This window comes from Halobacteriovorax sp. (assembly GCF_048381875.1).
GTDB classification, from domain to species: Bacteria; Bdellovibrionota; Bacteriovoracia; order Bacteriovoracales; family Bacteriovoracaceae; genus Halobacteriovorax_A; species Halobacteriovorax_A vibrionivorans.
This window is the reverse complement of the sequence record NZ_JBLXBP010000001.1, coordinates 759,524-781,234: the sequence shown is the minus strand read 5'-3', so window position 1 is coordinate 781,234 and position 21,711 is coordinate 759,524. Positions and strand designations below refer to the sequence as shown.

Annotated in this window: 21 protein-coding genes; 13 read left to right on the top strand and 8 right to left on the bottom strand. The window is 33.4% G+C overall.

All coding sequences use genetic code 11. The features are described 5' to 3' along the window. Positions 1 to 489, bottom strand: a complete 489-nt coding sequence (locus ACN5L8_RS03640; protein WP_419172331.1) for a hypothetical protein — start codon at positions 487 to 489, stop codon at positions 1 to 3. Positions 490 to 689: 200 nt separating this feature from the next. Beyond that, entirely contained in the window at positions 690 to 983 is a 294-nt protein-coding gene (locus tag ACN5L8_RS03635; RefSeq protein WP_419172330.1) for a hypothetical protein, read from the bottom strand. A gap of 100 nt (positions 984 to 1,083) precedes the next feature. On the opposite strand from ACN5L8_RS03635, the gene ACN5L8_RS03630 reads away from it, so the two are divergent. From ACN5L8_RS03630 to ACN5L8_RS03600, 7 genes are all read left to right on the top strand, one after another. Then, positions 1,084 to 1,902 (top strand): hypothetical protein, encoded by an 819-nt coding sequence (locus ACN5L8_RS03630; protein ID WP_419172329.1) that lies wholly within the window; start codon positions 1,084 to 1,086, stop codon positions 1,900 to 1,902. Beyond that, positions 1,895 to 2,242 carry a hypothetical protein gene (locus ACN5L8_RS03625; protein ID WP_419172328.1) on the top strand — a complete coding sequence of 116 codons (348 nt, stop codon included), beginning with the start codon at positions 1,895 to 1,897 and terminating at the stop codon, positions 2,240 to 2,242. The genes ACN5L8_RS03630 and ACN5L8_RS03625 overlap by 8 nt, the downstream gene beginning before the upstream one ends. 344 nt (positions 2,243 to 2,586) lie before the next feature. Continuing rightward, positions 2,587 to 3,486, top strand: coding sequence for a M48 family metalloprotease (locus ACN5L8_RS03620; RefSeq protein WP_419172327.1), 900 nt, complete (start codon positions 2,587 to 2,589; stop codon positions 3,484 to 3,486). A 2-nt stretch (positions 3,487 to 3,488) separates the two neighbouring features. Continuing rightward, entirely contained in the window at positions 3,489 to 4,277 is a 789-nt protein-coding gene (locus ACN5L8_RS03615) for a MotA/TolQ/ExbB proton channel family protein (RefSeq protein ID WP_419172326.1), read from the top strand. Further along, the gene (locus ACN5L8_RS03610) at positions 4,277 to 4,921 is read left to right on the top strand and encodes a hypothetical protein (protein WP_419172325.1); all 645 of its coding nucleotides are present in this window, start codon (positions 4,277 to 4,279) and stop codon (positions 4,919 to 4,921) included. The genes ACN5L8_RS03615 and ACN5L8_RS03610 overlap by 1 nt, the downstream gene beginning before the upstream one ends. A 247-nt stretch (positions 4,922 to 5,168) precedes the next feature. After that, positions 5,169 to 6,176, top strand: a complete 1,008-nt coding sequence (locus tag ACN5L8_RS03605) for a hypothetical protein (protein WP_419172324.1) — start codon at positions 5,169 to 5,171, stop codon at positions 6,174 to 6,176. Then, positions 6,160 to 6,564 carry a hypothetical protein gene (locus ACN5L8_RS03600; RefSeq protein ID WP_419172323.1) on the top strand — a complete coding sequence of 135 codons (405 nt, stop codon included), beginning with the start codon at positions 6,160 to 6,162 and terminating at the stop codon, positions 6,562 to 6,564. Before ACN5L8_RS03605 ends, ACN5L8_RS03600 begins: the two co-directional genes overlap by 17 nt. Here ACN5L8_RS03600 and ACN5L8_RS03595 read toward each other — a convergent pair. Further along, complete coding sequence (locus ACN5L8_RS03595; RefSeq protein WP_419172322.1) at positions 6,561 to 9,632, bottom strand: AAA family ATPase; 3,072 nt, start codon at positions 9,630 to 9,632, stop codon at positions 6,561 to 6,563. The two genes, ACN5L8_RS03600 and ACN5L8_RS03595, sit on opposite strands and share 4 nt — an antisense overlap. A 2-nt stretch (positions 9,633 to 9,634) precedes the next feature. Further along, entirely contained in the window at positions 9,635 to 11,266 is a 1,632-nt protein-coding gene (locus ACN5L8_RS03590; protein ID WP_419172321.1) for a hypothetical protein, read from the bottom strand. A 152-nt stretch (positions 11,267 to 11,418) separates the two neighbouring features. Here ACN5L8_RS03590 and ACN5L8_RS03585 point away from each other — a divergent pair, with 152 nt between their 5' ends. Both ACN5L8_RS03585 and ACN5L8_RS03580 read left to right on the top strand, forming a co-directional pair. Beyond that, positions 11,419 to 11,874 carry a hypothetical protein gene (locus ACN5L8_RS03585; protein WP_419172320.1) on the top strand — a complete coding sequence of 152 codons (456 nt, stop codon included), beginning with the start codon at positions 11,419 to 11,421 and terminating at the stop codon, positions 11,872 to 11,874. A gap of 19 nt (positions 11,875 to 11,893) precedes the next feature. Then, positions 11,894 to 12,877, top strand: coding sequence for a hypothetical protein (locus tag ACN5L8_RS03580; protein ID WP_419172319.1), 984 nt, complete (start codon positions 11,894 to 11,896; stop codon positions 12,875 to 12,877). Here ACN5L8_RS03580 and ACN5L8_RS03575 read toward each other — a convergent pair. Further along, the gene (locus ACN5L8_RS03575; RefSeq protein WP_419172318.1) at positions 12,874 to 13,422 is read right to left on the bottom strand and encodes a hypothetical protein; all 549 of its coding nucleotides are present in this window, start codon (positions 13,420 to 13,422) and stop codon (positions 12,874 to 12,876) included. The two genes, ACN5L8_RS03580 and ACN5L8_RS03575, sit on opposite strands and share 4 nt — an antisense overlap. Before the next feature lie 95 nt (positions 13,423 to 13,517). Between ACN5L8_RS03575 and ACN5L8_RS03570 the strand changes: the two genes are divergently transcribed. Continuing rightward, positions 13,518 to 15,416, top strand: a complete 1,899-nt coding sequence (locus ACN5L8_RS03570) for a hypothetical protein (protein WP_419172317.1) — start codon at positions 13,518 to 13,520, stop codon at positions 15,414 to 15,416. A gap of 283 nt (positions 15,417 to 15,699) precedes the next feature. Here ACN5L8_RS03570 and ACN5L8_RS03565 read toward each other — a convergent pair whose 3' ends face one another. After that, positions 15,700 to 16,242 (bottom strand): YceI family protein, encoded by a 543-nt coding sequence (locus tag ACN5L8_RS03565; protein WP_419172316.1) that lies wholly within the window; start codon positions 16,240 to 16,242, stop codon positions 15,700 to 15,702. A 34-nt stretch (positions 16,243 to 16,276) separates the two neighbouring features. Between ACN5L8_RS03565 and ACN5L8_RS03560 the strand changes: the two genes are divergently transcribed. Beyond that, a complete protein-coding gene (locus tag ACN5L8_RS03560; RefSeq protein WP_419172315.1) occupies positions 16,277 to 16,516 on the top strand; it encodes a hypothetical protein in 240 nt (79 codons plus the stop codon). A 597-nt stretch (positions 16,517 to 17,113) separates the two neighbouring features. Here ACN5L8_RS03560 and ACN5L8_RS03555 read toward each other — a convergent pair. Both ACN5L8_RS03555 and ACN5L8_RS03550 read right to left on the bottom strand, forming a co-directional pair. After that, positions 17,114 to 18,409, bottom strand: coding sequence for a chloride channel protein (locus ACN5L8_RS03555; protein WP_419172314.1), 1,296 nt, complete (start codon positions 18,407 to 18,409; stop codon positions 17,114 to 17,116). Between the two features lie 59 nt (positions 18,410 to 18,468). After that, positions 18,469 to 18,903, bottom strand: a complete 435-nt coding sequence (locus ACN5L8_RS03550) for an Rrf2 family transcriptional regulator (RefSeq protein WP_120405060.1) — start codon at positions 18,901 to 18,903, stop codon at positions 18,469 to 18,471. A 146-nt stretch (positions 18,904 to 19,049) separates the two neighbouring features. On the opposite strand from ACN5L8_RS03550, the gene hmpA reads away from it, so the two are divergent. Next, positions 19,050 to 20,219, top strand: a complete 1,170-nt coding sequence (gene hmpA, locus ACN5L8_RS03545; RefSeq protein WP_419172313.1) for an NO-inducible flavohemoprotein — start codon at positions 19,050 to 19,052, stop codon at positions 20,217 to 20,219. A 114-nt stretch (positions 20,220 to 20,333) separates the two neighbouring features. After that, the gene (locus ACN5L8_RS03540; RefSeq protein WP_419172312.1) at positions 20,334 to 21,635 is read left to right on the top strand and encodes a cytochrome-c peroxidase; all 1,302 of its coding nucleotides are present in this window, start codon (positions 20,334 to 20,336) and stop codon (positions 21,633 to 21,635) included. The last annotated feature ends 76 nt before the right edge of the window (positions 21,636 to 21,711 follow it).

Here is a 21,711-nt window from a genome sequence, read left to right as displayed (position 1 = left end):
TTAGTTATTAGTATTCTCTAAAGTCTTAAGGTAGCTATTTTTACTAACTTTAACTCTAGTGTAATAAATGATGTTCTTTAACTTTTTCCCATCGACTTCTCTTTCAATGACTTTATACCAGCGGTCTGATACGTGGGCCTTAGAGATAATTGATTTTGAAATTTGTTTCACTAGCAGATTTATTTTATCCTTTGACTGACTTTCTAGATTTAAGTTTTGTTCATTTTCAATGTCATTCATTATTTTCTTTGTAACTTCACTCCATGCGAGATTTTCAGATGCGGATTTTACTAGGTTAATATTTGTGTTTTCTTTGTAGTCTGTTTGGTAAACGCCAATGAAGTAGGCGTGGTCCCCATCATCTTCAAAAGTCTTAGCTTCTGTTGCCCAACTTGGTTGTCCTATATCTTCCATAGTGTAGAGGGTTTTGTAGCTTGAACATGAGACGAGTGCTACCGTTAGTAATAAATTCATAAATAACTTTTTCATAAATTCTCCCGTGTGTATTATTGTGTCTGTATGTGTATGTTATACTGGTTTTGTGTGCATGTCAACACGTTGTGTCATGGTGTCGCAAGGAGCTAGCGTAGTTTTAATGGTTTAGCTCTTATTTTTCTTAGTTTCTTATGACCTTATTAATAAAAGGCATAATATTAGGGTAAGTTTTTGATCAATTATTAGGTATGTTCTTAGAGATGTTTTTTTAGGAGCTCATCAATTTCTTTGTTGAGATCTTCTTTCTTGTTTGCAAGATATTTTATAATTGCTTCGCTGATGTACGGAGATAGTTCTTCATCACTTCCGCCAGTTAGCGCCATTGCTTTATTGTAGAGTTCATGAATCTCTTGAGTCACTGATACTGTAATTTTACTTTCTGAGTAAAAGTCTTCAAGCTTTTCTCTTACTAAAGCCGATAAGTTTAGATTATCTTCATGCACTTTTTTGTGGAGTGATTCATCTATTGATATATTTACTCGTTTCATAAGTCCCTCTATAGTCATTCTACTTCGCTTCAATTAAATCTATAAGTTGTTGAAAATATTTCCTAGTGTATTTAAATTGTAGAGTATTAAAATATTATTTATGGAAAAATATGAGATAGGTACATACGCTTCTTCCTCAGTTGATATACGGGAATGTCAAGAATGTTTGGGTAAGGAGTTTTCTGAAGTCAATTCTTGTCGAATTTGTGACGGCGCAGGAAACCTAAGGCTTATTAATACTTCTTTTATTGAATTCAATGATGATTTCAAAAATACTTCAAACACAATTTATCAAGAAGGGCCACCTACTACTAAAAAGGATTTAATAAAAGAGTTAAACCAAATCAATTGTAAATACAATACAAAAGATATTCCAAGAGAAAGTGAATCTTCACAGGAGTCTATAACAGAGATCGATAATAAGAGCTTAAGTTTCTCGAATAAGATTGTAAACTTTGTTCTTTTTGTAATTGGTTTGATAATTCTTTCTACCTTACTATTCTATGGACTTGAGCAATCAAGAAAAAATCAGAAACCTGAAACTCCAAAAGTTCAAAAAGAAAAGAAAGAGATCTCTAAAACTGAAGAAAACGCTAAGGCTGATGATAAAAGAATATCTAATGGATTTGATTTATCAAATAACAAATTATTAGAAGCCTATCGAACACTTTCTTATGATGATATTCGAAAGAATAAGTCTCTTATGAAATTTATGAAAGCTAACCTCGTGAAAGGCCAAAGGCATAAGAATGAGATGTTAATGTCTACAAAAGGTGTTTTTCATATTTGCTCTTCATTTGAAAAACATAAAATAGAATGTCGAGATAAATGGTTTAGGTCTAAGGAAGTTAGAGACCAATTTGTTGAGCGTATTAATAAGATTATTAAAAAGAAAGAAGGATACGATTACCTTGAGTAATATATTTGTCACTTATAAATTAAAAGCTAATGTTATTTGGGTTGTTGGATATGCAACGAACCAAAAGGTCCATGTTAAAAGACTAGGTGATAAAATTACTCGCGATGTAGAGTATCATGAATTTATTAATGATTATAATCTCATTAAAGGGAAAAAGATTAACTCAGAGCTGAATAGAATTTTAGATAAAGAGCAGGGGCTAGTTCTTCCTTATATTTATATACTACATTCTAGCCTAGATGATGAAGGGATATGGTATGCCGTTGAAAAAGTATCTATTCATAGTTACGATTTAAAAAGTGAATTTATTAGGTTTGATAAAACAAGGAAGTTGATTTGATGGATATGGAATTTTTTAAGACTATCTCCTATGTTTTATTTGCAGTTTTTATATACTTTGCATTTTCCTATATTTTTATACCAGCATTTAACTTTTCTACTGTCGTGAGAAAACGTATGATTACGTATGTTGAAACACTTATATTATGTGTTTTTATGCGAGCCTCTACAGTTATTTTACTTATTCTCTTATCGGCGGTATGGATTCCTGTTCTATGGGGGATCGATTTACTTTTTAATATTTTGTTCCCTAGTCAATTCTATATCGACTTACGCTTGATGGGAGTGAGCTTCTTCTTTTTTATATTGATACTAAATACCGGTCTTAGACTATATAAAGAATATATGAGCATAAAAAGAGGTGAACTTATAGAGATAAGTATTGATCAAATTGGACTCAATAACCCATACTTTTTGAGCGACTTTATTGATGAGCGCTATTCAAATGTTAAATTATACAAGCGAAGGGGGCCAGAGCCAGTTGCTTATACTTATGGCCTATTATTTGTTAAACCCCGAGTTGTCATAGGAGAAATGCTTTTAGATGAAGGCTGGGCCTCTCAACTTAAGTCTGTCTTAGAACACGAATATAATCATATACAACGTCTTGATATTTACTATGCTCTTGTCTTAAACACTTATAGTCATTGCTTTCTAGGTATTTTGAATTTAGTGAATCGCTCGTTGTCTGTTTTATCTTTAATCCCTTTTGTTGGCACATTTATATACTCTTTATTCTTAATTATTATGAACGCTATTTTATCTGTATGGAACTTTTTCCTTGCCTTAATCAAGCTTTCAAGTCGCAAGAGTGAATTACTGGCAGACCTTGGAACAAAGGGGTATGGTAATTATGATAATTTAATCATTGCTCTAAGGGATTTATCACGAGGGACATTAGGTTACTATCATTATTCAAATCCAAGACTCATCTCTCAGGAGATCATAAACGAGTTTGTAAAACGAAATAATTTTATTCCTCAAAGTCTTATAAAGAAACTTGGTGAGATGTTCCAAAATAAAAGTGAGCACCCTGGGGTTAAGGAACGTATATATTGGGCAAATTATTATAGTGATTATTTAGAAAGTGATGCCGTTATCCCTAAGGTGAATATCGTAAATTGTGTTGGAGTTCTTCTTGTTGTAGCAGTTTTTTCTCTTCTTTCAGTTGATATAAAAAAGTCTATAGAATTTGAATATACAAATAAAGAGTTAATTAATTATATGAAAGAATTAAGGAAGTAGCTATGTTAAACCCTGGAAATAGAAGACTTTTGGATCTTCTTGATTACACACCAAAGCGTAAGAGAGTTAACTGGACAACTGTGGGAGGTGGTATTCGTGGAATTATTCTTCTTATTTTCTTCTTTGCGCTAGGTGCACTTTTAGCAAGTATTAATGAGTACTTTTTTTCAATTACTGCACTTGTAATTGGTATTTTATTATATAATCTAGACTCACATATCTTTATATTTTTTGAGAGGATATCAGCAGGTGTCTTAAAAAATGCACATATCACACCAAATGCAACGCAATTAATTGAATTTAATAATACAATGGATGCAGTAGAGCATGACTATTATTTGAATAATATGAGTCAACTCAATGACTTCGATTCTCTAATTAATAAAAGCTCTCTTTCAAGTCATTTAGTATATGAGTCAAAGGAGGATTTTGATACCATTGAAAATACTTTTGAGAATATTATTTATAATGATACACATGAGATTTATACATTTTTTATTTCTGTCTTAGATACGATCGCAGGTATAACCCCTTTAATTGGTTTGATAGGTACTGTTTTTGGAATAGTACAAGTACTTAAATCAATGGGAGGCTCAGTTGATGACTCTATGATCACAGCAGGTATGGCATTAGCAATGAAAACAACTCTGTATGGTGCCATTTATAGTGCTCTATTTAAAATTCTTTCAATGAGATTAAAAATTAAAAGAGATGCTCTTGATTATGATTTTGAGAGGTGTAAGAACCATCTACATTTCATTGTGAATAAGAGGAAAAGTAGGGACGTATAATGCCAAAGTTTACGAGAAGAACATATGAGGATATATCATGGAAAGATGTTTATATGGACCTTGTTACGCTGGTCATGATTTTGTTTTTGGTTCTATGGATGCGTAGTAAAGGTGGAGATGGAGCACCTATTGATATTAATAATGCTATTCCATTTACTAAGATAACATTAGGTGATTCTGCTTATAAAAATGGAAGCACTGAGTTGACAAACCAGACAAAGAAAAGACTGCGAGATCTTCTTTTGTCAGATGAATATAAAAAGAAATTTTCTCTTTTGGGAAAGTCTGATGAAGATGGCTTCTATTATTATGTTACAGTTAATGGCCATGCTTCTCCTGATGGGACTAGTTTTGATAAAAACATGAATAGCTATGCCATACCAAGAGCAAAGAAAGTTCAACAATTTTTAAGTGAAATATATAAAGAGATTGGACATGAGAATTTTCCAAATAGAAGGCCAAATACTGAAGATAACTTTATGATTTCTGTTTGTGGACATTCTGACAACTTTCCTAAAGTTGAATATAATCCTAGTTTGAAACGTAGGAACCAAATTATTGCGCAAAGACCAAATAGACGCGTTGAAATATTATTTCATAAGGTTCATATGAGTGTGATGAATAAGATGTATACTGGAGAGTGATGTGAAGTCAGTCTTAAATGTGCTTATATTTAGCATCAATTTATTAGGCTTATACTACTTCAAAGTTATGAACGAATACGTGATACTTCTAAGTAGTGATTTTTGGAAGACTATTAGTGTCTTCTTAGTATGTCTAGTCTTGATAAATATGATATTTATGAGCTTAAGACATAATCGTAAGGTATATTTCGTCCTGACTTTTAATTTTATTATTATACTGACTCCATTGATAACTAAGAAGTCTAGCATGTTGATTCTGCCATTCTTTAGGGCCATAACAGAAGCGGAGTATGTGTGTCCAAAATCTGTTATAACAAAAGGTAAGAGCTTTGACTTCAGTGGTGCTCAGAAAAAACTGGAAAACTATAAAAATGATGATAATGAAAATATAGCTTCTAGCACAGAAGCCTCAGAAAAAGAAAAACAACCCCTTCCATGTTTAGGACGTTATGAAGGTGAGCCTTTTTCTCTATACATTGGCAGAAGATTCTATATTTCTTTTTTTGAATTAAAGAACATTCAATTCTTAGGCTATATCCGAACTAGATATAAAAGCTTTAAATATAAGCTAAGCTTACTGGTTAAGGGTGAATATCCTTTAATAAAGGTCTCGAGTGAAATCACAAAGCCTAAATTGTTTATAAATTACTTCGGTGCTACAGAGAAGAATCTAGAACGTTTGAAAAACATTTCTTTTAAGGCTTTTGTCTCTGGTCGTTATCATGAAAGTAATCTCAGTCAAGAGAATATTATATTGTCAAACTATCATAGTTGTAATTCTTTGAAGCCTGAGCTGGAAAGATTAAAAGGTGATTTAATTAAAAGTTGTCATGAAATCAATAAACAAGCCTTCTATCGTTATTGTTTAAATAATGATAATTTTTTAAAAGATGAGAGATGTAATTTATCTAATAAATATAGCCATCTTGAATGGGCCGAAACTGACTTGTGTGATAGAACACAAGTTAAGAGAAATTTTAAACTAGTCTGTCTAGGAGAAAGTTTTAAATTTTCTTATATAGATAATGAAGACATCTTAAACCTTGCAGAAGTTGTATTTGATAGTACCTTCCAGCTTCGTAATAAATCATCTAATAAGTTAACAGGTCATTTAAATAAACTCATAAACGTTTTAAACTTCAGAAACTTTTTACAAGGACAGAATAACTCTTATATTAATCATTACAAATTATATAAATGGATTCGGTTTCACCAATATAATGAGTTAAGGAAACTTGATGAGACACTTTATTAAATTATTAATTATATCTGTTCTCTTTACTCCGCTTTGTATTGCAGAGTCATTGGAAGACTTTATTTTTCAAATACGAGGGGAGAGTATTGATAAGCAAGTAGTCTTAATGGAAGAGATAAAGGGGGAACTTTGTGGAAAAGATTCTCTGTGTAAATTCAATGCCGAGATGACTTTTTTGAGTTCAATATATCCGAAATATCTTAAAAAAGCCGGTATTGATCCTATTGTGGCAAAAAAATTAATGAAAAGAAGAGATATGAGAAATTCACGTTGTCTTGATATGGAAGAATGTTCTGATGAAAGAATAAGGAAGCAGTGTCAAAAAATGGATAAGACAACGTTTATGCCTTATCCATTTTGTATCGCTATGTTATATACTAGTAATTAGGCTGGGTTCTTTATTAAACTTATTTGTCCCTGTCTTGAGCTATTGATGATTTTATCTTCATCAAATGCCTCCAAGATGCACTTTCTTGCAAGCTCATTAGTAATTTCCTTAAGTCCTAATCTCTCCATCTTTGCAATAATCCTCTCAACTGCGCTCCTTAGTACTCCTCCTGATATATTGATTCCGTCTAGTACTTTCTTTGAAGAGAAATTATCAGATAAGGGAGCATCTGGGGAGAGTAGTTGATCTAGCATTGCAGCTAGAAGGTTTGTAGAAGGTAATTGATAGAAACATTTGATATCAATTCGCCTTGAAAAAGCGGGATCGATTGCTGTTGGGGAATTTGTTGTAAGAATAAGTATACCATTAAAGTTTTCAATTAGGTTTAACAGATGATTTGCAATTTTTTTATTGAATTCATTTGCTTCTTGGCGATTCATTAAGAAAGTGTCACACTCATCAAGTAGTAGTACCGCATTTCCATGAGATGCTAGCTTAAAAACACGAGATAGAGTTTTTTCTGTTTCTCCCACATACTTTGATTGTAACTTACCAAAGTCGAGTTTCCATAGGTCTTTATTTGTCTCACTTGCAATAACCTCTGCAGACATGCTTTTCCCGGTACCTGGAGGGCCTGCAAATAACGCAACGACTTTGGAATTTTGTCTTATTTTTTTAGCAAATTGATATTTGAATTTTCCAAGGTTCTTGCTTCTGGAGATTATATCTAGTAGTAATTCGTTGTTATTACCTTCTATCATTATATCTTTTAGTCCTAAAGAAGGTTTTGTAATTTCGATTTGTCCTATACTTTCCTGTGCTAATTTATCTTTGTAGTCTTCTATTGTTTGCTCCAGAATATCGTAGTCAAACTTGACATCTAACTGAATTGACTTTTGTTGAGCGTGAGAGATTATTGCATCTAGCTTCTGTGGTGTCGTTCGTATATTTGCCGATGATAGTATTGATATTGTTTTTGTGTCAATGTCACTTATATAATTGTGCTTTCTTAAAATAGCGGTAATTAGCTTTGTATAAGTTTTCTCTTCTGCATAATCACTTTCCTCTATGACTAAATTAAAATGGTAATCCTTAAGATATTTAAAGTCTGGCAGGTAAGGGGTGCTAAATAAACCTTCACTTCTTTCGTAACCTTGTATTAACAATGTAAGGCCTTTCTGATTATTTCGATAGTGTTGTAGTGCCCTTTCTTGAGAAGTAAATAGAATTGCGATAGTATTTTGATCATCGTTTTGTGATCTGTCTGCTTCTTTGTCACTTATGACTCTTATGTTAATCTCATTCATTATTGATTTTGCAATTGTGGTTCTTCCCATCCCTTGTGAACCTGATATAATTAACATCGGAGCTCTGTTCCCTAATTGAATACAGGTCTTAGTTTCTTCGATAAACCTCTTTGACAATTTTTTATCTTTTTCTGAAAGGGCGAGGTTATTGAGGTTGATGATATTTGTATTCTCAATTGAGTTTAATTTTAAGAACTCAATGACTTTTTTGTAATTATGATTATGTTCTATTGACTTACAAAAACCTAAGAAGTTATTCTTTGAGTTTCTATATAGGTCTTTGTAGGCTTTCTCAATATTATCAAAATTGAAATTGTTATTTGTTGACATGATTTGACTAACTTCGAAAACTTTATGGTTGCCTTCATCATCTAGCATGGCTACATTTTTCTCTGGATTTTTATTTTGTGACTTTTCTTCACCGAGCATCTTTTCAAATTCGGAAAGAAGATTGTCTGGTCTTTTTTTTGAACTGTCTTGTTTATCTTTTTCTGTACGTTTATTCGTTGTCCTTACGTTATGAATATTATTTTTAAAAGTAGAAAATACATTCTGTGATCGATTGTTTTGAGGAGCTACATGCAGGGATTCAAGATCATCTCCAGAGTATAATCTCTCAAGGTTTTTGTTGTTTTTGAAAAAGCTGTTGTGGATGGAAAACTTTTTAAAATAACTAATGTTGTCAGAGTTCGATTTGATTTTCTGTTTGTTACCAGCTGAAATTATGATACATTCATCTTGCGATAAGTATGGTGTGAGAACTTCTTTTCTTTCGAGCTTATCATCTAGAAAATGTAGTTGTCCTACTCTTTTTGTTAAAGGTCCTCTGTTTTCACTTGTAAGTAAATCACTTTCCAGTGAACTATAGTTGTTTTGATAGAAAACAAAGTGTGTTTGGCACTGATTACGTACAGCTGAAATTATATCATTTTGTCTTTGTGTTGAAAGAATTAGGTGTATTCCAAAGGCCCTGCCTTTGCGCGCAATATATTCAATGATATTCCTAAGAGTATCCTGTTGAGGAGAGTAGGACTTCATGTCAATGACTTCATGGGCCTCATCTATCCAAATAAAAAAACGTTTAAAATCAGGGAGATCATTGCGGTTATGTTTCTTTCTTTCTCTTTTGTATTCATCTATTTTAACGGGGGGAGTCGTAAATGATTTGTTAAAATAATATTCTCTTGCTTTAAGTTCAATCAATAGATATGTAAAAAGCTCATTCCAACGATCTTTTGTATCTGCATAAAAACCTACATTCTTATGTTGTTGCATATGCTTGTAATCAACTCTTTTAGGATCTACTATGAAGTTACTTACATCATCTAATGTATTAAGAGTTTGAGTCATAAGATGCTTGAAAAAGGTACTCTTACCGTAGCCTGTTGCACCTGTTATATAAGCATGTGTAAAGTTTTCGAAACTGTAGTGAATAGGTCCAAAGTCTGAGAGGCCAAGAAACCACCCTTTATCCTTATTATCATCCAAGTATTTTAAGTAATCTTTATGTTCAATAATTTTATCTTCTAGATCTACTTTTGAAATATCTACTCTTATGCAATCTTTATCTACAATATCTATAATCCTCGTTTTTCTACCGCCAAATACTTGTGAAACAAGTGTTTTTGATTTTGAATGTGCTTTAGCACCACTAATATAAATAGAGTCAAAATAGTCACTTTTTTCTATTTTTATTATCTCTGCTGCATTTTCTTCAACAGTTCTTTGAAACGCATTTATAATTGAACTTAGTGAACTCATTACTACTTATCCTCGTATTTTAATATTTGGTTAAGCTTATTAGGATGAATATATAAGAGTGATAATTTCTTTTTTAATTTCTTAAATGTATCGTAATTCATATCGATCTTGTTTACTATCTCCTCAAAATCAGCAATTTCTTTTTCTGTGATTTTATTATTGGCCATAAATAGTATAAAACAAGTATTTAAAATATTATCCTTTAGCTCCTCTGGAAAGTTTTTAATTCTCACTCCTTGAAGTAACTTTGGTAATTGGTATGCACGATTATCACGACTACTTGCATTTGCTCTTAAATAAACCTCTGCTAATAAAAAATCTTCAATTGTGTCACTCATAGACTCCATTGAATAAACCATTTCTCTATTTTTTAATAGTAATATTAAAGCTCTTTGAGTTTGATTTAGTTTCTTATTTGAATTCATTTCTTTAATTACCGATTCATTGAAGTGAAGGTTTTGTAACTTTTTTATTTCCTCGACAACTTTTTCAGAACCTTCAGTGATTGCTTCCTGTTCATCTGGACACACAAAGTTGTGATTTGTGCATTTGATTAGCAGCTTAAGCTTATTTCTAACTCTCTCATCTTGGTTAAAATAAATTAGCTCCAGGGCAAGTGATTCAAATCGGTTGTACGTATTAGGAATTGTTCTACTTATAAATTGATTAATAAGTTCAATAAGTGGAATAATATCTTTAGGAATATCATACCTTATGATAATTGAAGTTAAGAAGAGATGAGCATAGATCCCAACTGTTTTATCAGTTGTTTTGTTTATTAATGACTTCACTATTTCGAATAGGTACTTCTTTTCTACGTTACATAACTTGTTATCTAGAAGTGCAGTCTCTAAAGTAAGAAAGAATGTTGCCGTTAATTCGATCGAGCTCATTGACTTTATCGCTCTACTAACGTCTTCTTTTTCATTTTCAAAAACTATTAAGTCTTCTGAGTCTAAGCAGTCTTTACTAAGTCCGAGCCTTTTGATCATTTGAGAGATTTTCGACTTGTCTCTACTATCTATTTCACTATCGAGATAAAGGATTGATAGTGTTATTTTTATTACATCTTTTCTTTCTTGTAACGTAAATGATTCATTATTTAAATTAAAGTTAGGATATACTTTAGATAGAAATAATGCATATGAATATATGATATCTTCGTTAAACTTCAATTCATCTAGTAACTGTCGTAAGATCTTCTTTTCTCTATTATCAATATAATGATCTTCAGACATCATTATTTGTGTGACTAGAAATATTATATCTTTCTTGTTTTCAAGACTTAGGTTTTGAAATGATGAAGTTTTTAAAAATATCCCCAAACTTTCATCTTGAATGAAAGCTTTATCGCTAAGTTTTAATATTTCTTTGTAATGAAAAAAATTAGTAATGGCCTTCCACTTAATTTCATGATGATTTATGATAAAGTCAAATATTAACTTTAGGGCCTCTGTTGCTTCTTTTGGATTAGTTAATAATTGATTTTCATTAACTTTTACATCATCTAAAAGCTTTTTATATTCAGCAGAATCTTCACTTAGGTTAAGATATCTGGCAATTTCTGTTGTTAATTGTTTTATAGCTGATCCATATACTAATTTGAACCAATCAATACTCACTAGATTTTTCATGACTTACGTATCGTAAATAATTGATATTTCTTAAGTCTTTAGTGGATTTATCTACCTATTTCTATATGTTTACACTTACTTTAAAATAAAATAAATTATTTGTATTGCGCTGCGTTGTGTGTTAGTGTATCATGTTGTGTATGAAGGTGTTTTTGATAAGAATTGTAATTTTTCTGATATTTATCTCATGTGCAGGACATCAAAACGTCCTGTACACCATGGAGGATCTCGATCGACCTAGTTGGGCGACAGAACAGACCCCATGTGTTGAGGAAAGCGAGAGATTAACTTGTGTTGGTGTCTTTCAAATTAAGTATCAACCTTCACTGAATTTGAATATGGTACGCCAGAAAGCGGAAATTGAGGCCAACGTCCTAATCTCAAAACGAATTAGGCAAATCATTAGCTCAAATGATACGGCATACTTGGATACAAATTCTAATAAGACATTCATATCAAGCTTTTCAAATACACAGACTAAATCAACTTTAGAAAGAATAAAGGTTACTTCACGATGGTATGAGGTCGTAGAAATAAGAGAACCTGAGGAGACTACAGTAATACGATATTACGTAAAAGTTGTTATCCCTTATAACTTTCTTAAGTAATTTGTTAAAGGAAACATAAATGAAAAAATTAAAAATACTTCTTTTATCATTTTTTTTTATCCCATCAACTACACTTGGAGATGAGGTAAGAAGACCTTCTTGGACAAAACGTACAAGTGTAAAAATAGAAAAGGGAAAGCGTATAAGATTCCTTGGAGTTGGTCAATCTCGTAGTCGTGAGATCGCACTTAAGAATGCAAAGGCAAATGCTATTTCAAATTTTATTGATTTAAGATTTCCATCGCTAACCTCAAGAAGTAATTCGTCAGCTGAAAGCTTTACTGAAGTAAAGAGTAAATCCCTGACACAGGTTCATAGAAAAACCGTCGAAGTTAAATATGATAATTTTTTAGCATGGTGTGAGAGAAACGAAACAAATGATTATGACTGTTATGTCGATGCAATTATTACAAAAGATGATTACGCTAATGCCTATGTTAAAGGTCAAAAGAGTTCACAAGATGATTTAGAGAAGTATACAGTTGAAGATTTAAATCAACAGTCTAAGAATTCCGAAGTTCTTAAGGATCGGGCTTGGACTATTGCAATATCACCCTTAACAGGAGATGGGTTTTATCTACTTCCCATAGAATTAGAATACGCATTTCTTTCAAGACGATTATTTATAAGTATAAACTACAATCTAAAGAGTAACTCACCGGATGATAATTTATCAAATATGAAACCTGGCCTTGAAAGTATCGTTCGTATAAAAAGTGGTGGAGCTATCGGCGTAAACGTTTGGCAAGACTTTAATAGTGAAGTTTCTTTTGCTGCTACTTATACTAAAAACGAGGCCTCTTATAATTATTATAATGGTGACGAGGAAAAAATCGAAAACAAGGAGAGTATCGGTGCAAGTATTACTTGGAGACAGCTATTTTCAAATTCTCGTCGCGATAAGCAGACTCCTTGGGGTTATCAGATACGTGTTCACACAGAGGATATTGAAGAAGACTATAAAAAGGTTAATTATGGAATCGGTTTATTCTATAGTTTTTAAGCTTGATAGAAAAAGATTTGAGATTGATAGTTTCTAAATCCTGCGTATTCGTCTTTATTAAATGTGGCAATATGTTTGAAGCCGTTTTTCAAATGGAACCTTACAGATGCTTTATTTTCAATTGGCTTGGTCACAATAAAAGCATAGAAGTTTTTGTCTGGAAATAGTTGGAACATTTTTCGATATGTAAAAGAACCTGCACCTTTAGCACTATCCTTATTAAGAAGACAGATTCTATCTATATACTTTGGCTTTAGTGATACAAATTTTTCTTTAACTTCTTCATCTTCCCATTCTAGCTGGTCAGGAATACGTTTATCTACTTTATCGCTAAGCTCAAGAAAGCCGACTGTTTCATTTGATATGGTGTTATTAATTAGGTAAAGACCAATGCCTTTTTGTAGTTTTGCAAGTGTTTCATCATATGAATATTTATCAAGGATAAATCCATCTTTGTCTTCACGATTTGTTCTTGAATTGTTGATATCAACAATTACTTGGATGTCTTTTTCGGTTGCTGAGATAAGCTCAAAATTATTTTTCATAAAAATATTTTAATTCACTTCTTTATATCAAGCAAATAATACCTAAGTGAAAAGCTAACAAGTATTGGTATAATTATATTTAATTGAGAGGGGCTATGTTTGACTTTTTAAAAGATAAAAATGAATTATCTGTATTTTATGCACTAATGACTTATATAATTTGGGGAATTGAAGCACCAATGGCCATTTGGTTCGGTTCAAATTTTGGAATAAATAATATTATTGTTTATAGTTTCATTTTTATCTTCGTATTTACTTTTTTTATTCTATACATCAAAAAAATAAATGCCTTTAAGGTATTTAATAACCTCAATTTTACTGAACAACTTCTTTTGATACTTGCAGGAATATTCAGAGGTGCAAAAGATAGCCTTTATTATGTTGTTCTGATTCTTTTTATTGGTAATTCATTAGAGATCATCACACTTAATTACCTTTGGCCAATTCTCTTATTTCTTTTAATCAGGGCTCAAAGCTATAAGAAAGAGGGGGGGAGATTTTTACAAAATCAAGAAATTGTCATTATTCTTTGGTCAGTATTTATTCCTTTTCTATGTTACAAATCTCTTGAATCAAATGTCGTAAATTCAAAAATAATCTTTTTGTCGCTCTTAAGTGCATTGTTTGGAGCTCTTCATTCATTTATCTATCGTAATTACAGTAATATCATAACAGCTAGGGCAGTTGAGGATAAAGTTGATATTGAAAAATATAACCCTAAGTATTTCTCTTTATGTATTAGATCTTTTATAGCTATCTCAGTGTCGCTTCTCATATGTAGTCTTTTTGATCTTAAAACTTACACTCTGTCTCCAACAATTTTATCATTGGCCATCTTATTTGCTTTTATTCAGGTTTTTCTAGCACAGCATCTTTATTCTCTTTCAATGCGAGGTAAGAGCTTTGCTCAACAAAGTTCATTAACTATATACAGTGTATTCTTGGGCTTTTTTGTAACAAAGTATTGTTTTGATATCGATCTTAATTATCTTACTGTAATGGCAATGGTATCAGTTGCTTTTGTTATTTACTTTATTAGAAATTTAAAGTCCTATTTTACCGCAATGGATAAGACGATTTTGATTCTAGTTTTATTTTCTCTTGTTTATTATTCTCCGTATAAATATATTCAGGGCCTAGACTTTTCACCAAGTACTGAAGTCTTAACAGGAATTTTCTCTATTATTATAGGATTTACCTTATCCAGGCTTGTTGAAAAGGTGAGAAAAGAAGATGAATTGCTTACAAGGGCAACTATGGAGCTATCTAAAACAATGAAGTTTCTTGAGTTGAAAGCAACAAAAGAGACTTTTGTGAACTTTAAAAAAGAGGCAAATTCACTCTTGAGAAGTATTACCCGCTATAACTTTTCTCCTATTGAGTGGACTACTTATCGAACTCATGAATTAACTAGAAAAATTGACCACTTTTGTAGTTTTATATTAGAGCGTCCAGACGTTCGAGAAAGTGATGAGTTTATTTCTATTCTTGAATATATCAATTCTTTTGAAAGTGAAATTGAACTTTGGCTTGCTGAAAGGTCAACTAGACTTCCTCGTGGAGAGAGATATGCCTCTTGGATTCTCGGTTTTTTTTCTATTTTGAGCTTTACGACTGATATGATAGGAAGCGAAGAGAGTGTAAGTGCCTTTACAAATCTTGCAATTATAGCATTTACATTTACAATTATTTATCTTTTAACAAGTGTGGCTGACCTTGATATCAACCGGCCTGACACTTCTGCTCGCTCCCTTCTTTTTAATCAAAGGCCTTTTAAAAAACTTGATTTAAATTTTTATATACCACGCGAACAAATATCAAGAGGTCATATTGATATTTTTAGCAATAAGCTAACTTTTGAAACGGAGGTTTCTCGCGTTGATAAGAGTCTAATCAATAGAGACTTTAGAGACTTCCCATTCCTTTTTAAAGTTTTAAAAACTGCTACTCCATTACTTATGTTAGGTATAATCTTACTTGTAAGTTTTATATAAAGCCGTTGGAATCGCGGCAGGTTCAGGGGCCTGCCGCGAGTGTGTACTCTAAACTTTATTACTCTGTGCTGTAAGAAAGAGGAGAGGTTTATTGTTCTTTTAAATTACATTTTGTGTTGGATATAAAGTAGCAATTACTTTCGGCTTAGGAAAGTTGAGATTGTGTTAAGATTTTTAAGTTGGTCTTTTTCATCACAAATTTTATTAATCTATGTGTAGGCCAAGTTGATGAAGTCTTCATAAAGCTTGGCCTATGTATTTGAGATAGAAGCTAGGTTAGGAATTAATTACATTTTGAAAATTTTGACTCAATTTCAATCTGAACATCACTCCAAGTTTTTCCTTCATGAAGTGCGTAGCATGCCTTGTTTAGGGCAGCTAGATTTTCGCTTAGAGCGAAGTCAAGAACATCGATTGTTCCTTCTGCTTCAAGCTCACCATCTTCAATGTCATACTTCATAGGAACTTTCATTGTCTTTCCTGCAAGAGTCATATCAATATAAAGATAGTTGCTATCGATCTTGTTCACAACACCAGAGATTTTCATATCCTTAAAGAAGAATCTTTCAATCTTTGCATCACGAGATGTATCCTTTGTATGAACTGAGTTTACATCAATTGTAAATCGAGCACCTTTAACAAGGTCTTTAATTGTTCCTTGCTTTTTAGTTGTTTTGATTTCAAACTTTTTAAAGGCACCGCCAACGCCAGCTTTCTTAGCTGTCTTATATGCAGTCCATTTTATTTCAGTGTTTGCATTGCTATATTCAAAACAGTTTGCAAAAGTCATGCTAGAAAACAATAGCCCAGCAATTATAAATTTCATTGTCTTTCTCCTTTGTATTAGATACACCAAGTATATGAAACAAAACGACTATCCGAAAGAATTTTATGTGACTTTACAAAATAATGACAATTTACTTGGTCAGATAGAAGTTAACCGAACAAACAATGGTTTCAACGCAGAAGTCGCTATCGTTTTTAAAGAGACAAAGAAAATATTTAAGTATGTTGATCAAGTCTTTGGTGCTGAAGATGAAACTGAAGCATGCGATATTGGAATGATGAAATTGTCTCGTTTTTTAAAGTCAATTAAGTAACGCCTTGTCTATGCGTGTCAGTCATAAATATGACGGCGCGATTTTCATGATGTATTTATTTTCAGTGACTTTTCGATGCGTCAACGTGTTGTGAAAGTTGGCACGGGCCTTGCTTTATATAAAGCGTGTGTGTGTTGGAGCAGAAAAAAGGATTTTTTCACTCCGTCAAAATGTCTCTCTTTAAGAAGCCGGATCATTGATCCGGCTTTTTTTGTTTGCAGCATTTGCAGGAGCAAATGATGCAATACAACCCAGAGGCGACCACGAAGGGAGCCTTCGGGTACGGTCGCTGCAAATTAAGCCAACTTTTCATTGAAGTGACACCGAGCAACTCAGTGCGAGCGAGCAGGATGCGAAGGAGAGAGGGTTTTCATGCAATCTAGAATATCCCTTCAGGTAATTACCACCCAATCAGCAACACTTCACGAAGTGAAGTTAGCCTTACCAGTCTTTATACATTTACGTAATCCACGCTTCAAGTAATCTTAATTGTTAACTCACCTGTGTGCTGGTCTCTCTTTAGCTGGTCTACTTTTTAAAGCGCGCTCTGTATCGTCTTCACATTGAGTGCTCAAATGTAAATAATTTAGTCAGTGTTTAAGAATAATGAGTATGCATTATACTCTTATTAACGAGAGACTTTGTTACAAGTGTTGCAATCATTGTTATACCAAAGCAAAGTGGTAAATATTCAAGCTTTCCTGTCATTTCTAAAACAATCAGTGCTGAAGAGACTGGTGCACCAGAAATTGCTCCAAAGTAGCTTCCTGCTCCGACTAGAGACGCTAGTCCGATTAATGTTGGTGAAATTGATAGGGGAATAGTTAATTGCATAAATGTAAAAGCCGCGATTCCAGCACCAAATATGAGTAGAGGGGCCAAGGTGCCAGAGGTAGTTCTAGAGCTAACTGCAAAGGCCCAGACACCTCCTTTAATTACAGCAAGCTCGACTAGAAAATAATTATTGCTTTTTAAATTAAATAGTGATTGAAGTAATTCGTAGCTGGCACCTAAGATTGAAGGAAAGAGAAAGCCAAGTAGTGATACTGGTATCACTCCTATTACTGGCCACCACATCCAGTGAAGTGGTAGTTTGTCATAGATACACTCAGTTAGTTCTACTGCATGGATAGTTAAGGCCGCAGTAATTCCTGTTACTATTGCCATAATGACAAATGCAAGAGTTGCATTCTGTCCATAGTGAAAGCTTAGATCAGCTAAGTGAAAAAGTGGGGCATCGCCTATAATTAATACTCTAGTCAAGAAGGCTGATAAGGAGCAAAGTGCTATTGGGAATAGGTTGTCAATTCTTTGGTCTCTTGTAAATAGCTCTGAAACAAGAAATATTGCTCCAACGGGAACCCCAAACACCGCAGAAATACCTGCTGCTGCACCAGCCGCGAGTAAGACTTTCTTTTCTCTGTTTGTTAAACTAAAAGTACGTGCAATAAAAGAACCTAGTGCGCCACCCATACCGATTACAGGACCTTCTGCACCATATGGACCACCAGTCCCTATTGAAATTGCACATGCAATAGGTCTTAGCCAAAGTATGCGAAAGGGGATGTGGGACTCATGGTATTCGATTCGCTCGATTACTTCGGGTATTCCATGACCGCGAATTCCTTGATCAATATATTTTGCCATAAGGCCAAGTATAAGTGCACCAATGATTGGCATAAATATAATAATTAACCTCTGCGGGTCGCCAAAATTACCATGATGAAAAGAGAATTGCTGATTAAAGGCCAAGTTAGTAATTAAAGAGATTAGGCCCAATAGAAGCTGGGATGCAAAGAACATGAGGATACCTAGTGATATGCTCAGTGATATAAGTTTCCATGATGCAGGAAAAAGTAGGTATTTTTTTATATTAATATTCTTAAATTTCATTGTGACATACTAAAGAAATTTCAATATTTTGTAATGGCACAACGTTTCGACACATACTGTTAGCTAAATAGCGAAAGTAATTCTTCTCGATTCTCAACGATGTCTTCAAGAGTATACTTTTCTAAGTTCTGAATAAATAGAGATAAGGACTCATTCATTATTGATTTCAATTTACAGTGAGGTGTTAGTCGGCAAGGTGACTTGCTCTTGTCACCAACAAAACAGTCCACAATATTAAAGTCAGGTTCAATTTCTTTAATTAATAAACCAACATTAATATCTTTAGGCTCTTTTGCTAGCCTGATCCCGCCACTTGCTCCTTTGTAGCTTTTAATAAAGCCTAGGCGTGAGAGCTGATGGATTATCTTTGCAAGATGGTTTCTTGAAATCATGTAGGTTTCTGATATTTCGCTAGAAGTACACAGGCGCTCGTGATTTAGGCTTAAGAATATTAAAACTCTAAGGGAATAGTCAGTATATGAAGTTAATTTCATACTTCTTTATTAGCATATATCTATCTGAAACCTATTGTTTTTTATAAATATATATTAAAAATACATGTTTTTATTGCTAGCTCGTTCTTTGTATTATAAATATGTATTTAAAATACATAATTAAGCGGCAAAGATTAGGAGTTGGTATGCTATCTACACAAACTATTGAAATTGTAAAATCAACAGCACCTGTATTAGAAGAGAATGGTGTATTACTAACAAAACATTTTTATCAAAAAATGTTTGAGAATAACCCAGAGGTCCTTCCTTATTTTAATCGTGCACATCAGAACAGAGGTAGTCAGCAAGAAGCATTAGCAGGAGCAATCTGTGCGTATGCTAAAAATATTGATAATCTCGAGGCCCTTGGAGATGCAGTATCTTTAATTACAAATAAGCATGCTGCTTTAAAAGTTGAGCCGGAACACTATCCAATTGTAGGAGTTAATCTTCTTGCATCAATCAAGGATGTCTTAGGAGATGCGGCCACTGATGAAATTATTAATGCATGGAAAGAAGCATATTTCTTTTTGGCGGATATTTTAATAGATGTTGAAAAAGGTATTTATAATGAACAAGCTTATGAGGATTTTAAGGAATTTAAGGTCGAAAAGAAAATTAAGGAAAGTGAGATCATTACGTCTTTTTATTTAAAGCCTAGTGATGATTCAAAGCTTCCTGAATTTAAAGCTGGTCAATATATTACAGTACGAGTTCCATATGATGGAATAACGACAATGAGAAATTATAGTTTATCAGATTATCCTGTTAAAGACCTCCTTCGTATTAGTGTTAAAAGAGAAGAAGGAAGTCCTGATGGATACGTGTCTAATTATCTTCATTCAAAACTAAGTGTGGGGGATACGTTAGAAGTTGCAGCTCCTGTTGGAGATTTTACTTATAAGAAGTCTGAGAATGGTAGTGTCTTTCTCGCTGGCGGTATTGGGATTACACCTCTTTTAAGTATGGTAAAAGCTGCTCTTATAGAAGGCGAGCCTAGAGTTGACTTTATTCATGCTAATAAGAGTCGATCGGTTCAGGCATTTAAAAATGAACTATCAGATTTAAGTGAAAAATATAAGTGCTTTGCACCATTGTACTTTTATGAAAATAGCAGTGAAGAGCTGGCCGATAATGAATATGAGGGGTTTATCACCAAAGACTTCCTTGAGAAGAGAAGCTTTGATTTAAGTTCCAATTTCTATATTTGCGGGCCGAGTGCGTTTATGGCCATGATGAAAAAACACCTTCTAGAGCTAGGTGTTGATCCAACTAAGATATTCATCGAATTCTTTGGCCCACTAGAAACTTTATAATCTTTTAGGTACGCGGTCCCTTAAGTCATTTTAGGAACCACGTACCTAAAAGTGTTTGACTCATCAAACTTTTCTTTCTACTATTTCCCGGCACACAATTTTGGGACACACACAATGAAAGTAATTCTAATCCTCACACTGAGTCTTGTGGCGAGCTTCGGCCATGCAGACCAACTTGATATCAAGCTTAAACGCTACACAGAGCGCTTCTTTTTAAAGGCCGTTGAAAAGCCGACGGGAAAGAAGGTAGAGCTTTATAAATTAGGAAAAGAACTCTTCAATGAGAAAGAGATTTCTGGAAATCGCAATATTAGTTGTGCCGATTGCCATATGCCTGAACTTGGAAGTGGTGATAAGTTACCTGTTGGTATTGGTGAAGGTGGAAAGTGGCAAGGTAAGGAGCGCTTAATTTCTAAAGGACAAGTGATCCCGCGCAACTCGCAACCGCTTTATAACTTAGGTCACGAAGAAATCACACATATGTTTTGGGATGGCCGAGTTCATTACCGAAAGGATTGGGATGTTTATACAACTCCAGTTGAAGCCTTAAATGGTGACTATCCTGAAAGATGGGATATCACTGAGAATTTAGGAAGTGCACTGGCCGCACAGGCCCTGTTTCCAATTACTTCACATGAAGAGATGCGTGGAAAGAAAGGAAGTAACGATATTGCCAATGCTCCAAATGAAGAAGCGGTTTGGAAAATTGTCATGCGTAGGCTTTTGGCTATGCCTAAGTATCGTAAGCTCTTTAAAGAAGCTTATTCAGCAACACCTAAGAACGAATTAAATATTGGTCATTTTGCACAGGCCATTGCTCACTTTGAAACTCATGAGTTCGCTGCTTATAACACTCCTTGGGATAATTACTTAAGAGGTGATAAGAGTGCATTAAATCAAAAGGCCAAGCGTGGTGCCCTCGTTTTTATGGAATCAGGAAGCTGTGTGGCCTGTCATGTTGGAACTCTTTTGGGGGGGCGTGGATTTGCTGCAGTTGCAACTCCACAAATTGGCCCAGGTAAGAATGATCCACGCAAAAATGATGAGGGAAGGTTTCTCGTTACTGGCCGTGAATATGACCGCTATCGATTTAGAATTCCACCTCTTAGAAATATTGCCTTAACTGCCCCTTATTTTCATTCCGGAGCCTACGGATCCTTAGAAGAAGTTGTTGAGCACTACCGTGCTGGGATTAAGGCCTTAGATCATTACGATAGCTCTTGGGTAATTAATTCATTTAAAAAGAATTTTGATAAAATTCTATTTGTTGAGACAAATCCATATATGCTTTTTAAGAAGAAGGATGCTGCTCATCCAATCTTTAAAAATGGTGAAATTCAGATCAGTAACTCTCAAAAAAGCGATTTAGTTTACTTTTTAAAGCATGCTCTAACTGATGGTGAGCAGCTGAAATAGATCTGCTGCCCACTATTTTTGTTAGCAAAACTTCGTAATCCAAGCAATTTTAGCCTCTTTTTCACTCTTTGTACTA